At 69.5% G+C, this 13,384-nt stretch carries 16 protein-coding genes; 3 read left to right on the top strand and 13 right to left on the bottom strand.

Translation table 11 applies throughout. The features are described 5' to 3' along the window. Positions 1-105: 105 nt before the first annotated feature. Complete coding sequence (locus ACFOY2_RS27445) at positions 106-822, bottom strand: demethylmenaquinone methyltransferase (protein WP_379530952.1); 717 nt, start codon at positions 820-822, stop codon at positions 106-108. 121 nt (positions 823-943) lie between these two features. Here ACFOY2_RS27445 and ACFOY2_RS27440 point away from each other — a divergent pair, with 121 nt between their 5' ends. Continuing rightward, positions 944-2,149: a hypothetical protein gene (locus ACFOY2_RS27440; RefSeq protein WP_379530951.1), complete on the top strand. Its 1,206-nt coding sequence runs from the start codon at positions 944-946 to the stop codon at positions 2,147-2,149. Here the strand turns inward: ACFOY2_RS27440 and ACFOY2_RS27435 are convergent. After that, positions 2,146-2,364: a DUF4229 domain-containing protein gene (locus ACFOY2_RS27435; protein ID WP_379530950.1), complete on the bottom strand. Its 219-nt coding sequence runs from the start codon at positions 2,362-2,364 to the stop codon at positions 2,146-2,148. The genes ACFOY2_RS27440 and ACFOY2_RS27435 overlap by 4 nt on opposite strands. A gap of 256 nt (positions 2,365-2,620) precedes the next feature. On the opposite strand from ACFOY2_RS27435, the gene ACFOY2_RS27430 reads away from it, so the two are divergent. Next, positions 2,621-2,842: a BldC family transcriptional regulator gene (locus tag ACFOY2_RS27430; RefSeq protein ID WP_026214226.1), complete on the top strand. Its 222-nt coding sequence runs from the start codon at positions 2,621-2,623 to the stop codon at positions 2,840-2,842. Positions 2,843-3,019: 177 nt separating this feature from the next. Here the strand turns inward: ACFOY2_RS27430 and ACFOY2_RS27425 are convergent, their stop codons facing one another. Next, positions 3,020-3,262 (bottom strand): hypothetical protein, encoded by a 243-nt coding sequence (locus ACFOY2_RS27425; protein WP_357827054.1) that lies wholly within the window; start codon positions 3,260-3,262, stop codon positions 3,020-3,022. 10 nt (positions 3,263-3,272) lie between these two features. Continuing rightward, a complete protein-coding gene (locus tag ACFOY2_RS27420; RefSeq protein WP_379530949.1) occupies positions 3,273-4,250 on the bottom strand; it encodes a hypothetical protein in 978 nt (325 codons plus the stop codon). Between the two features lie 138 nt (positions 4,251-4,388). Between ACFOY2_RS27420 and ACFOY2_RS27415 the strand changes: the two genes are divergently transcribed. Next, complete coding sequence (locus ACFOY2_RS27415) at positions 4,389-4,682, top strand: PLD nuclease N-terminal domain-containing protein (protein WP_357827048.1); 294 nt, start codon at positions 4,389-4,391, stop codon at positions 4,680-4,682. A 1-nt stretch (position 4,683) separates the two neighbouring features. Here ACFOY2_RS27415 and ccsB read toward each other — a convergent pair whose 3' ends face one another. The 9 genes from ccsB to ACFOY2_RS27370 all read right to left on the bottom strand — a co-directional run bounded on the left by ccsB (position 4,684) and on the right by ACFOY2_RS27370 (position 13,383). After that, a complete protein-coding gene (gene ccsB / locus ACFOY2_RS27410) occupies positions 4,684-5,673 on the bottom strand; it encodes a c-type cytochrome biogenesis protein CcsB (RefSeq protein WP_379530948.1) in 990 nt (329 codons plus the stop codon). Then, positions 5,663-7,222, bottom strand: coding sequence for a cytochrome c biogenesis protein ResB (gene resB / locus ACFOY2_RS27405; protein ID WP_379530947.1), 1,560 nt, complete (start codon positions 7,220-7,222; stop codon positions 5,663-5,665). The genes ccsB and resB overlap by 11 nt, the downstream gene beginning before the upstream one ends. A gap of 1 nt (position 7,223) precedes the next feature. Beyond that, on the bottom strand, positions 7,224-7,946 hold the full coding sequence (locus ACFOY2_RS27400; RefSeq protein ID WP_379530946.1) for a cytochrome c biogenesis CcdA family protein: 723 nt from the start codon (positions 7,944-7,946) through the stop codon (positions 7,224-7,226). After that, positions 7,939-8,505, bottom strand: coding sequence for a TlpA family protein disulfide reductase (locus tag ACFOY2_RS27395; protein WP_379530945.1), 567 nt, complete (start codon positions 8,503-8,505; stop codon positions 7,939-7,941). The genes ACFOY2_RS27400 and ACFOY2_RS27395 overlap by 8 nt, the downstream gene beginning before the upstream one ends. 82 nt (positions 8,506-8,587) lie before the next feature. After that, positions 8,588-9,229 carry a histidine phosphatase family protein gene (locus tag ACFOY2_RS27390; RefSeq protein ID WP_379530944.1) on the bottom strand — a complete coding sequence of 214 codons (642 nt, stop codon included), beginning with the start codon at positions 9,227-9,229 and terminating at the stop codon, positions 8,588-8,590. A 47-nt stretch (positions 9,230-9,276) separates the two neighbouring features. After that, complete coding sequence (locus tag ACFOY2_RS27385) at positions 9,277-10,197, bottom strand: LysR family transcriptional regulator (RefSeq protein ID WP_379530943.1); 921 nt, start codon at positions 10,195-10,197, stop codon at positions 9,277-9,279. Between the two features lie 191 nt (positions 10,198-10,388). Next, complete coding sequence (gene hemL / locus ACFOY2_RS27380; protein WP_379530942.1) at positions 10,389-11,681, bottom strand: glutamate-1-semialdehyde 2,1-aminomutase; 1,293 nt, start codon at positions 11,679-11,681, stop codon at positions 10,389-10,391. 34 nt (positions 11,682-11,715) lie between these two features. Then, positions 11,716-12,345 carry a bifunctional DNA primase/polymerase gene (locus ACFOY2_RS27375; protein ID WP_379530941.1) on the bottom strand — a complete coding sequence of 210 codons (630 nt, stop codon included), beginning with the start codon at positions 12,343-12,345 and terminating at the stop codon, positions 11,716-11,718. 108 nt (positions 12,346-12,453) lie between these two features. Then, positions 12,454-13,383 (bottom strand): hypothetical protein, encoded by a 930-nt coding sequence (locus tag ACFOY2_RS27370; protein WP_379530940.1) that lies wholly within the window; start codon positions 13,381-13,383, stop codon positions 12,454-12,456. Position 13,384: the final 1 nt, after the last annotated feature.

Genomic DNA, 13,384 nt, shown 5'->3' with positions numbered 1-13,384 from the left:
GCGTCGTCCCGGCGGGAATTGCACGGGGCCGCCCGCCGGCACACCCTGAGGCTAACCGGTTGCGAGAAAACGGGCGCGGTGAAAATCAGCGACGCCGCCATTGGCTCAGGCGGGCTTGAACCCCCTGTGCATGGCGACGATCCCCATGGAGAGATTGCGCCAGGCGACCCGTTCCCAGCCCGCGGCCAGGATCGTCCTGGCCAGCGTCGGCTGGTCGGGCCAGTCTCTGATCGACTCGGCCAGATATTCGTAGGAGTCGTCGTTGGACCCGAACACCTTGGCCACCTTCGGCAGCAACCTCATCAGGTATTCGCGGTAGACCAGATCGAACGCGCCGACCGTGACGTGGGAGAACTCCAGGACCACCAGGCGGCCGCCCGGCCTGGTCACCCGCGACATCTCCCTCAGCGCCTGGGAGGTGTCGTGCACGTTGCGCAGCGCGACCGAGATCGTCACCGCGTCGAAGGCCCCGTCGGCGAACGGCAGCCGCAGCGCGTCGCCCGCGACGAACGGCACCCCCGCCCCGCTCAGCGCGTTGCCGCCGTGACGCGCCACGCCGGTGCGGAGCATGCCGAGCGAGAAGTCGGAGGCGATCGCCCGCGCGCCCAGCGTGGTGAAGGCGTCGGTGGACGTGCCGGTGCCGGCCCCCAGGTCAAGAACGATCTCCCCGGGCCCCGCGTCGACGGCGGCGGCCACCGCCTTGCGCCAGTTCCTGACCTGCCCGAGGGAGATCACGTCGTTGACCAGGTCGTAGCGCCGGGCGGTGCGATCGAACATCGCGGCGACCTCGTCCGGCTGTTTGTCCAACTGAGCGCGCGTCATGCGTAAAGACTATGGCTATCGCGGCCGTCGCCGCGGTCGTGACCAGCCACGACAGCACGCCCCCCGCACAGTGGACGGAAAGTAGCCACGCAATTACGATACGTGTGCTAGAAGTTGGTGAATGCTTGCCCGTGTCGCCCTTGCGGCGATCATCGCCTCGGCCCCCTACGCGCATTCGCGCGTGGTGTCGGCCGACCCGATAGACAGCACCCCCCACGTCCTCGACGGCATCGTCAACGCCATCGCGGTCGTGGGCGGCACCGTCGTCGTCGGCGGCTCGTTCACCGAAGTGAGCGACGCCGCCCGCACCACGACCTATCCGCGCGACAACCTCTTCGCCTACGACCTGACCACCGGCAAGATCCTGCCGGGCTTCGCGCCGCGCGTGTCCGGCCCGGTGTTCGGCCTGGCCGCCGGCGAGTTCGGCACCGTCTACGTCGGCGGCGAATTCTTCGGGATCGACGACCAGCGCTCCAGAGCCCTGGCCAGGCTGCGGGTCTCCGACGGCGCGCAGGTGCCGGGGTTCGCCCCCCGCATCGGCGGCGGCCTGGTCACCACGCTGGCCAGGCAGGGCACGAAACTCTACGTCGGCGGCGACTTCACCAGCCCGCGCACCGCGCTGGCCAGGCTGGACGCCACCACGGGGGCGCCCGACCCGGGCTTCGCCATCACGCCGGACGCGCCGCTGACGTCGCAGGTGAAGGTCTACGCCCTGGCCCTCTCGCGCGACCGGCTCGTGGTGGACGGCTCGTTCACCACGCTCGACGGCCAGTCCAGGCCGCAGCTCGGGCTGATCGACATCGGCGGCCCCAAGGCCAGGGTCGCCGCGTGGCGGACCGAGGCGTACGCGCCCAAATGCGCGCCCGCCTTCCCCTCGTACGTGCGCGGCCTCGACTTCTCCCCCGACGGCGGCTATTTCGCGGTCGTCACCACGGGCGGCCCCAGGGGCGGAATGTGCGACACGGCCGCCAGATTCGAGACCTACGCCAAAGGCGCGCGAATCCGGCCCACCTGGGTCAACAGCACCGGAGGCGACTCGCTGTACGCGGTGTCGGTGACGGGCGCGGCGGTGTACGTCGGCGGGCATCAGCGCTGGTTGGACAATCCGCAGGGCCGCGACTCGGCCGGCAGGGGGGCCGTCTCACGCCCCGGGATCGGCGCCATTCATCCGCGTACCGGAAAGGCGCTGGCGTGGAATCCCACACGGGAGCGCGGGATCGGCGTGAAGGCGTTTTACGCGCATCCGCGCGGACTACTTGTCGGTAGTGACACCACGAGACTCGGACGGGAGTACCATGCCCGGATTGGCATGTTCCCCCTGCCCTAGTCGTCTTGTGTCTTCGGCCGGTCGAGCCTGTCGCTGATGCGCGCGCTCATGGCATCACGCTGCTTGGACAGCAGGACGTAGCTCGCTATGCCGCTGATCAAGAACGAGGCGAGGATCAGCAACAGCGGGTTTTGCAGACCGGCGAGGAACAGGACAAGCAAGGTCACGAGAAACAGGCCGATCCGCGACAGTGTGTAAACGAGAACAGGAGGCACAGGTCCGAGGTTACTCGGCCCGGTGCCACGGTCGCTCTTCGCATCGGACGCGAGCACTGCTACTGTTCCCAGTCAGGGAGTTTCGTAAAGAAACACCCACGAGAGCCCCAAAGAGGCTCTATCATATAACAATCGGGCAGTCAGCCGATAACAACCCGTGATCTTTGTCGAAAACCACGGATAAATCAGGCTTCGCTCGACACACTGGTACCTGTCCGCCCGCTGGCAGGAAGCGGGATGCGAGGGGGAGAGATTGGTGGAGAGTAGCAGCGAGCGTCTGCTGACCCCAGGAGAGGTTGCCGCCCTCTTCCGGGTAGACCCAAAGACGGTTACGCGCTGGGCTGCGGCAGGCCGCATCAGCAGTATCCGCACCCCCGGAGGGCACCGGCGCTTCCGCGAATCGGAAGTGCACGCCCTTCTCCGAGGCGAGGACGTTCTAACGGCCGACAGGCCGGCAGGTGAGTCCCCGCGCGTATGACGTTCCGCGCAGACGGTGATCCTGTTTCACCAGGATCACCGCCGGCGGAGCCACTGTTCGCGTGCTTCCCGGCCACACTTCCGTACGGCAAGCACGGGGCGGCGCCAACCGCCGACCGTGGCTGGCGCCTGTCCGCCTGTTCCGACCGAGCCTTTTCCTCCTCAGCCCGGATCGATGTCAGGCCTCTTCCTGTTCGGCCTTGAAGGCCAGGAACTCACGTTCCAGATCGTCGTTCTCCTCTTCCCAACGCCGGCGGCGCAGCAGTGCCTCCTCCTCCGTCAAAGACTCGGGCAGATACTCGTCATAGCCGGGTTCGCCGGGTTGCACGTCCACGTACGCGTTGCCGATGAGACGCCCGTCTTCGCTGGTCAGGCTCTGCGGCACGCGCAGGGTCCCGTCCGCGAGCCGGATGACGTACATGGCCGATCACCTAGATTCCGTAGCGCCGGTTGAAGAAGAGCATGACGTCCAGCGCCAACCGCGTGTCGCCCCCGAGCATGTCCACGAGAGCGGGACGCTGGCGGGCGGCGATGGCGGCGAAGGCGTCGGCGAAGAACTCCTTGCGGCCGAGCCCGCCCCCCTGACGGTGGAAGGTCGAGGCCAGCAGTGGCATGGCCTTGTCGTAGAGGTGCATGAACTCTGGCGAATCGGATACCCAATCGCCGTAGGCCGAATCGATGTCGTCGATGGCGTGGCCCACTTCATGCATCATCACGTCCGGCGTGGGCGACGGGCGGTCACCCACCACGATCTTGCGGTCGCCGTAGGCGCCCGCGCAGATGTCCCACGTGGCGCGGCCCGACGGGAGCGGGGCGCCACGTAAGTAGCCCATGTCGTCCAGGTCGGGGACGCCTCCGCCGCCGACGTAAATGCCCTCCAGACCGGCCGCGAGCCGCTCCTTCAGCCGTTCCGGCAGCCTGGCCAGGCTCTCCACGGCGCGTACGACGTCCGCCGACGGCGGGCCCTGCCTGGCGTCCCACTGGCGGTGCAGGATGGACTCCAGCTTGCCGCAGTGCCGCAGGCCGTCGCCCATCGAGGGCACGTCCGGCCTGTTCGGCTGGGCTCTGGGGGGCCGGTCGTCGAGTTCGAAGTCGTACCAGGTGTAGCGGGGACGCTCCTCGACCACGGCCGCGGGCAGTCGCTCGTGCCGCGCGAACCCGTCCACGGGGCGCTTGTCCGCGACGGCCTGTCTGCCCGTCTCAGGCGCTCGCGGGCCGCGTCTGGCTCCGTTGAGCCCCTTGCCCTTCGTGAGGGGCTCCTCGTGCCTCTCACGCGCGTTGAACCAGAACGAGCGGTCGGCTTCGGCCGGCGCCTCCGTGCGACGCGAGAACAGGTACGACCCGCGTCGCCACCAACGACCGCGCCGATGCCGGCCCTTGTCGCCGGAAAAGGCCGCAGAAAAGGCCATCGCACCTCTCAACGCCCGTGGAGCCCTGTGGGCACCGCCGCATCGGGGTTCCACCGTACGACGCAGATCTTCCACTAGTCACCCGAAATGGGACATCGGGCAGCGCGATCACAACGCGGTATGGCTTACAGTTCGGGCATGGCAGGTGTTCTGATCGGCCTTGCGCTGCTGGCCTTCTGGCTCTTCTCGCTCTTCGACGTGGTCACCACACCCGAAGATGAGGTCAGGAACGTACCAAAGCCGCTGTGGATCCTGATAGTCGTGCTGATCCCCTTGCTCGGCGGCCTGGTGTGGATGGCGCGAGGCCGTCCTCGGGCCCCGCGCGCGCCGTGGCCCGTGCCCCCCGGCCCGGGTCCGGGCATGCCGAAGGGGCCCGACGACGACCCCGACTTCCTGCGCGACCTCGACCGCCGCATGCGCGGCGACGACTGAGTCAGTTGCTCACGTCGGCGTAGCTGTGCAGCCCGCCGATGAAGATGTTGACGCCGATCAGGTTGAACAGCAGGCAGGCGAACCCCACGAGCTGCACGATCGTCGCCGCCCTGCCCCGCCAGCCGGCGGTCGCCTTGGCGTGCAGGTAGGCCGCGTAGACGACCCACGTGATGAAGGACCAGACCTCCTTGGGGTCCCAGCCCCAGTAACGGCCCCAGGCCCGGTCCGCCCAGAGCGCGCCCGCGATGACGGCGAACGTCCACAGCGGGAAGGCGAACACGATGGCCCTGTGGGCCACCCGCTCCAGGTCCGCGCGCGCCGGCAGGCGCGACATCCCCTCGCCGCGCATCAGGTAGAGCACGCCTGCCACGCCCGCCAGCGTCAACAGGCCGCTGGCGACGATGGCCGCGGTGACGTGGATGGCGATCCAGTACGAGTCCAGCGCCGGTACGACGGGGCCCGCCTCGGTGTAGAAGTACCTGACCGCAGCCCCGAGGCCGAGCGCGGACACGACCATGACGAAGGCGCCGAGGAAGCGCACGTTGTAGCGGAGCTGGGTGCCGAGGAAGGCGGTCACGGCGGCGAAGCAGATGGCCACCACGAACTCGTACATGTTGCCCCACGGCCACCGGTCGACGGCCAGGCCGCGGCTGAGGATGGCGGCGAAGTTGGCCGCCCAGCCCACCCAGGCCAGCGCGAGCGCGACCGTGCCGGCCCGGTGCGCCCCGGTGGAGCGCCCAGGCCGGCGCGAGAGCGACCGTGCTGGCCCCTGGTGCGCCACGACGGGGGTTTCCGCGGTGGGGGGCACCTCCTCGGCGCCCGCCGCTCCGACGGCGACCGGTTGCTTGATCGCGACGGGTTTCTCGGCCTTGCCGGAACGGGCTCTGCCGAAGGCGAGCTCGATCGCGAAGCCGACCATGCTGAAAACGTAGAGCAGGACGGCGGCGACGACGAAAAGGTCGCTTAGCTCGGCGAGTTGCTCAGCGGTCATCCTTTTCTCCTGCTGATAGAACCTTGACGATGTCGGCGAACTCCTCGGCGAAGCCCGCCGCGGAGCCCTCGGTGCGGGTCAGCCCGCCCACGTTGACCGTGCCGTCCTTGACGCGCACGAACACCCGGCGGCGCCGGATCATGAGCGACATCGCGATGGCGATCACGGCCGTGCCGGCCGACACCAGGGCGGGCACGCGCCCGGGGTCGTAAGCAGTTTGGAGCGTGATCCACTCCTTGACCCCGGTGAACTCAAGTTTGCCCGCCCCGCCCGGCAGGTCGACCGCCTGGCCGACCGCGAGCGGCTTGGGCACGTTCGTCCCCATGACGAGCGGGGTGAGCTTCTTCATGGCCTCGGGCGGCGCGAGCTCGTAGACCGACTGCGGCCGGCCTGAGCGCATGCCGAGGTCGCCGGTGAACGCCCCGATGAGCTGCACCTCGGGGTTGAGCACGCCGGGGAAGGCCGAGGCGTAGGTGCCGTCGGTCAGCGGCACGCTGGTGGGCAGGAAGCGCAGCAGGAACCCGAGCTGCGACGGCTGCGCGTCGGGCGCCTTGACCACGCATCCTGAGGTCATCGTGGCCTTGGCCTCGATGAGGCAGGGCACGGGCCCCTCGAAGGCCACCTGCCCCTTGCCGTCGGTGACCTTGAAGACGGGGGCGTAGCCGTTGCCGATGAGGTAGGTCTGCGTGCCGTTGACTTCCAGCGGGGTGTTGACCTTGAGCGGGAAGTTTCTGGCGGGAGCGCCAGGGGTGTCGCTGACCTTCAGGTTGGCCGTGTAGTCGAGCGCCTGCCCCCGTTTGTCGCCCGTGACCTGGTAGGCGACGTTGAAGTCGGCGAGCTGGAAGGAGAACGGCTCAAGCGACTCGGCCGAGACCTGGCTGCCGGGCATGTAGCGGTCGTAGGCGGCCACGGTGTTGGCGAACCCGTCACCCTCCACGACCAGGACGTTGCCCCGGTAGCCGAACAGGGAGCCGATGCCGATCGCGAGCAGCACGCCCATCAGGGCGACGTGGAAGAACAGGTTGCCGGTCTCGCGCAGGTAGCCCTTCTCGGCCGAGACCCAGCCGTCGCCCGTCACGACGCGGAAGCGCAGCTTACGCAGCCGCCTGGCAACCTCGTCGGCCGTCATGTCGGCCTCGAAGGAGGCGGTGTGGGGCAGGCGGGAAAGGTTCTTCGGCGCGGCGGGCGGCTTGCGGCGCAGTTCGCGCAGGTAGGTCGCGGTGCGCGGGATGATGCAGCCGATCAGCGAGGTGAACAGCAGCAGGTAGACGGCCGCGAACCAGACCGAGCTGAAGACCTCGAAGAGCTGGAAGCGGTCATACCACTCGGCCAGGGTCGGATTCTGCTCGTAGAGCTGGGCGACCTTGTCGGGCTCCACGCCGCGCTGCGGCACCAGAGAGCCGGGCACCGAGCCGAGCGCGAGCAGGAACAGCAGGATCAGCGCCGTCTTCATCGAGGTGAGCGTGCGCCAGCCCCATCGCAGCCAGGCGACCAGGCCGAACCCGCCCGCCTTGGACTCCTGTTCTTTCTTCAGCTCTGTGACAGTCATCTCAGATCACCGGTTGGAAAGCGCCGATCATTCCCTGCATGGCCGCGATCATCTGCCCCCACAGCCCGCTCACGAGAAGCACTCCGACGGCCACCATCATGCCGCCGCCGATCCTGGTGATCAGGCGCGAGTGTTTGCGGATGGCCTGGAACGTCCGCAGGGCTCTGCTGTAGGCCAGGGCCGCGACCACGAACGGCAGCCCGAGCCCCAGAGCGTACATGACGGCCAGGAGGGCGCCACGGCCCGCACTGCCCTCGTTGTAGCCGAGCGTCAGCACGACGGCCAGGGTGGGGCCGATGCACGGCGTCCAGCCCAGCCCGAACACCACTCCGAGCAGCGGCGCCCCCGCCAGCCCCGCGGAGGGCAGTTTGTGGATGCGCACGTCGCGCATCAGCCCGGGGATGACGCCCAGAAACGCCAGCCCGAGCAGGATGGTCAGCACGCCGAGCACCCGCGTGATGATTTCGGCGTTGCCCAGCATGACGGAGCCGAGCCCGCCGAACAGCGCCCCGCTGAGCACGAACACCACGGCGAACCCGGCCACGAACAGCACCGCGCCCAGCACGAGCCGCCCCCGCCTGGGGTCGGCGCTCATGCCGGTCACGTACGACAGGTAGCCCGGCACCAGCGGCAGCACGCACGGCGACAGGAACGACACGATCCCGGCCAGGACCGCGATCGGCACCGCGAGCAGCAGCGAGCCGGACGCGACGAGGTCACTCATCGCGCACCTTGGTCACCGCGTTCATCAGGTCGCTGTACTTGACCGCGCCCAGAGCCCTGGCGGCGATCCTGCCCTGCTTGTCGATGATCAGCGTGGACGGGATGGCCGCGGGCGGCACCGTGCCCTGGAAGGCCAGCGCCACCTTGCCCGGCTGGTCGAAGATCGAGGGGTAGCCGGTCTGCTCGGTGCGCTCGAACGCCAGCGCGTCGGCCTGGCGGTCCTTGAAGTCGACACCGAGGAAGCGCACGCCGCTGTCCTTGGTCTTGGCCGCGATCTCCTTGAGCACCGGCGCCTCGGCCCGGCACGGGCCGCACCACGACGCCCAGAAGTTGATCACGACGACCTTGCCCTTGTGCTCGGCCAGCGAGGCCGTTCCGCCTTCGAGCGTCGGCCCCTCGACGGCGGGCGCGGCCTTGCGTTCGCCCGCCTCGAACACCTGCATCTTGCCGTCGCCGGCGACGAAGCGGGTGTCACCCGTCTGCGGCTGACCGCTCTGGCTGCCCGCGCAGCCCGTGACCAAGGCAGCCAGCAGAATGAGGGAGAGAGACGTCGCGCGCACGGAGGAGATCTCCTTGTACTACAACCGGTAGAGCTTGCAACTCTACCGGCGGGGTCGGGCGCCCAGGACATCGGGGAGCGCCTCACGCCCCCGGGACGGAAGGCCCTGCGTCGATCGATCCTGCGGGCTCGCTGTATCCGATGCTGACCAGGCGGTCGCCGTCGAAGGTGAGCGTGGTGAGGCTGGCCAGCGCGCACTGGCGGCGCCGCGGATCGTGCCACAGCCTGCGACGGCCCTCCGCGGCCATCCTGATCGCCCAGATCGGGAGCTGGTGGCTGACGAGCACCGTCTCGTGCCCTCGGGCCTCGGCCCTGGCCTCGTCGATCACCGACTTCATGCGCTGGACGATCACCGGGTAGGCCTCGCCCCAGGACGGGCGGAGCGGGTTGTAGAAGTAGCGGTAGTTGCGCGGATCGCGCAGCACCCCGAGACCCTGGCCGACCTTGCGGCCCTGCAGGAGGTTCTCCGCCTCGATCAGGCGGACGTCCTGGACGATGTCGAGGCCGAGCTTGTCGGCCAACGGGGCCGAGGTCTCCAGCGCGCGTTCGAGCGGCGAGCTGAACAGGGCGACGATGTCTCGACCGCCGACCGCCTTGGCGACCGTCTCGGCCATGAGCCGACCCGTCTCCGACAGGTGGTAGCCGGGGAGCCTGCCGTACAGGACACGGGCGGGGTTGTCCACCTCACCGTGGCGCAGCAGGTGGACGACGGTGGTTTCAGCCATGGTGGGCACAGCCTATCCGCTCATCCCCGCGCGGCGGCGGGAGCCCGTCAGCTCACGGCCCAGGCGTTCTCATGTGTCCTGCTCGCCTGGGTCAGCGCGTCCACCAGGGCCCTGATCGCGGGGCGGCGGGCGGCGTCGGTGCGCCACACGGCGTAGATGCGCCGTGACAGGCGCGGCCTGAGCGGGATCAGCTTCACGCCGGCGGGCACGCAGTCGCGGCCGAGCCTGGGCACGATCCCGCAGCCCAGGCCGGCCGCCACCAGGGCGAGCTGGGTCGGGTACTCGTCGGCCATGCAGGCGATCACCGGCTCGATCGAGGCGTTGCGCAGTGTGAAGACCAGCCAGTCGTGGCAGACGGTGCCCGGCGAGGAGCTGACCCACTGGTTGCCGCGCATGTCGGCCAGCTCCAGCTCCTTCTTGCCGGCCAGCGGATGGCCGGCGGGCACGGCCGCGTCGGCGATGTCGTCGATCAGCGTGGCCTTGGACAGGCCGTCGGGCATGGCCATGGGCCGGTTGAGCCAGTCCTGGATGACGCCCAGGTCCAGCTCTCCCCTGGCGACCTCGCGCATGACCCGTTCCGGCTCGCGTTCGTTGAGCTGGATCCACAGGTCGGGGTGGCGTTCGCGGAGCGCGACCAGCGCGCCCGGCATGAGGCCGCGGGCGGCGGTGGGGAAGGCGCCGATGTTGAGGCGGCCGACGACCTCGCCGCGCAGCGCCTCGAAGTCCGCCTCGGCGGTCTCGACCAGGGCGAGGATGCGCTCGGCGTGCTCGGCGAGCAGCCCGGCGGCGTCGGTCAGCCGGATGCCTCGGCCGTTGCGCTCCATGAGCCTGGCCCCGGTCTCGCGTTCCAGCTTGGCGATCTGCTGCGACACGGCCGACGGGGTGACCATGAGCGCGTCGGCCGCGGCGCCGACCGACCCGTAGACGTGCACGGCGTGAAGTGCCTTGAGCCGGTTCAGGTCCAACATGTAAGCAAGTCTAAACCGTTTAGCGTAGAAAGTCTCGCTTGTGCTTGATTGTGTAGCGGAAGAAAATAAATGCATGCGAATCATCAAGGCGAAGAAGCAGCAGCCCGAGTCCACCTCCTACCTCAAGGTGCTGGCCGAGCAGGCGCGCGAGCAGCGCATCCGCTACCAGAAGCCCACCCGCTGAGCCAGACTCAACCGAGAGCGGCGGCAGCGGCCTTCGCCGCCGCGGGAAGCGCCTCCGCGACCCGGCTCAACGCCTCGTCGTCGTGCGCCGCGGACAGGAACCACGCCTCGTAGGCCGAGGGCGGCAGATAGACGCCCTGGTCGAGCATGGCGTGGAAGAACGCGGTGAACGCGGCCGTGTTCTGCGACTTGGCCTCGGCGAAGTTCGTCACCTCCGCGTCCGTGAAGAAGATCGAGAACAGGTTCCCCGCCCGCTGCAGCCGGTGCGGCACGCCCGCCGCGGTCAACGCCTCGGTGGCGGCCCGCCCCACGGCCAGCGCGGCGGCGTCGACCCGCCCGTAGGCGGCGGCGTCGAGAGCGCGCAGCGTGGCCAGGCCGCCCGCGCAGGCCAGCGGGTTGCCCGACAGCGTGCCCGCCTGGTAGACGGGACCCTCCGGCGCCAGGAACGCCATGACGTCGGCACGGCCGCCGAACGCGGCCGTCGGCATCCCGCCGCCCATGACCTTGCCGAACGTCATCAGGTCGGCCTCGACCGGGTCGAGGCCGAACCAGCCGGCCGGGGAGACCCTGAAGCCGGTCAGGACCTCGTCCACGATGAGCAGCGCCCCATTGGCCGTGCACAACTCGCGCAGGCGCCTGTTGAAGCCGTCGCGCGGCGGCACGACCCCCATGTTGGCCGGGCACGCCTCGGTGATGACGCAGGCGATCTCCGCCGAGGCGAACGCCTCCTCGACGGCCTCGACCGAGTTGTACGGCAACACGATCGTGTCGGCCGCCGACGCCCCCGTGACGCCCGGCGTGTCGGGCAGCCCGAACGTCACCACCCCCGACCCCGCCGAGGCCAGCAGCGCGTCCACGTGCCCGTGGTAGCAACCGGCGAACTTGATCACCTTGGACCGCCCGGTGAACCCCCTGGCCAGGCGCACGGCGCTCATGGTCGCCTCGGTGCCGGAACTGACCAGCCGCACCTTCTCGACCGGCGCCACCCGGGAGACGATCTCCTCGGCCAGCTCGACCTCGCCAGGGGTGGCGGTGCCGTAGGAGAACCCGTGGGCCATCGCCTCGGAGACGGCCTCGACGACCGCGGGGTGACGGTGGCCGAGGATCATCGGACCCCAGGAGCAGACCAGGTCGACGTAGGTGTTGCCGTCCACGTCGGTGATGTAGGGGCCCTGGCCGGAAGCCATGAAACGCGGCGTGCCGCCCACCGCGCCGAACGCGCGGACCGGGGAGTTGACACCGCCTGGGACGACCTGGCGGGCACGGGCGAACAGGGCCTCGGAGTTCTGTGTACGGCTCACCGGTCCAGGTTAGCCGCGAACAGGCCCGCCCCCCTCAGTCGGCCAGCCACTCCAGGATGCGCAGCGGATCGGGCAGCGGCCGACCGTCCGGGGGCCGCAGCCACGACACGGGCTGCCCCGTGGGCAGCGTCGAGGGCGGCGCCAGGACATAGCTGTCACGGCAGTGCCAGCGCAGCCCAGGCGTGTCATCGATGGTCGCGGGGTCGCAGTCGAGCTGGCACGACCACCACTCGTCCTCGTCCTCCGGATTGCCTCGGGTGGCCACGTAAAACAGAACCCGGTCGCCGTTGGCGGCGACCGGGCCAGGGTGAGCTCCGGCGGAGTCGATGCGGGTCAGGGCCGACAGGCCGGCGGCGAGCGGTACGTCGAAGACGTCGAACACGCGGCCCGTGGGCAGAATCACATTGGCCTCAGGCTCGACCTGCCACCAGCGCGTGAGCAGATTGGCGTCCGTCGTGGCCTGCATGTGCCAGGCGGGCGAGAGCGGATGCGCGCCCGGGTTGGGACAGCCGAGGCGGTCACAGGAGCAGGAGCGCCGCCCGTGACGCAGCGGGTACGCGCCGGGCACGGTGGGCCACCCCAGTGCGGCGTATTCGAGCACGGAGCCGATGCGCGTCGGCCGCGACCGCTTTTTGGTACGCCGAGCCAGTGGTACCCCCACCATGGTGTCTCCCGTCGAGTCCCAGTGCCTGAGGAGGTCCCGGCTCCCGGGCGGAACGCACGCACACGCGGGACACACCAGCACTTGTTATCGCACTCTAACGCACACGCCTCACGAGTTAACGGGAAACCGTTCCTCAATCAGGTCCAGGGGGTGGGTCGTGGACTCCACGTCCCTGGCACTGCGCGCATCCCGAACGGTTTTGGGTGCGCTGGTCGCCCGCGTTCCTTGGGGGTTCCCTGCCCGGGGGCGTGCATCGTGTGCACGTTCCGTGACGGGGCGGCGGGTTTCCTCACACCCTCGGTCACCTGGTCCGGCCTGGGCGGTCCGATGCCCGCGACGATCGCTCTGGTCGTCGCGGGGCGGTGCCGTCCGTCGCCGGATCGGGTGGCCGAGGGCGCGTCGTGCGATGGCGATGCTCGCCGCATCGTGCCGGGTGACGGTGCGGCGCAGCGTGTCAAGGGGCTGCTGCCAGTGCTGGGCGCCCCACTTCGAGGTGTAGGCCGGATCGACGGCCACGATGGACACGCCCGACACTGCGGCCATCGACACGAGCCGAGCTTTGAGTTTGCCGGAGATCAGCTGCCGGAACCGCTTCCTGCGGCCGTGCTTTTCGCGAGTCTTTTCGGCGGTGAAGTCGAGGTCTTCGATGGCGATGGCGGTCACGCCGGCGTGTTTGGCCCAGTGCAGCAGGCGGGTAATGGCATGCCGGAGTTGCGCGTCGCGATGAGCAGCCGTACCGGACAGGTCGTAGCGAAAGCGGTGCGGATCGCCGACCGGGTTGCCGTGCCGGTCCAGCCGGTAGGCGGCGAGATGGTCGGCGTTGGTGTCCACGCCAATCACGCCATTGGCCAGCGCCGTCTCCAGCGGGACCGCCTGGACGGCGGGCCGTTGCCAGGAGGCGGTCAGATGCCAGCGGCCACGCCGCACGTCGTGGTGGATGCGGTAAGCCACAGCCCGGTTCGCGCTGACCCGGTCACGCCACTCCTCACCCCGGTGGGCGAACGTGCCCGGCCCCACCCGTTCCGGAGGGACCGGCAAC

The sequence above is a fragment of the Nonomuraea purpurea genome (genome assembly GCF_042650645.1).
Lineage (GTDB): Bacteria > Actinomycetota > Actinomycetes > Streptosporangiales > Streptosporangiaceae > Nonomuraea > Nonomuraea purpurea.
The sequence above is the reverse complement of the archived record's forward strand: the minus strand, read 5'-3'. Positions and strand labels throughout refer to the sequence as shown.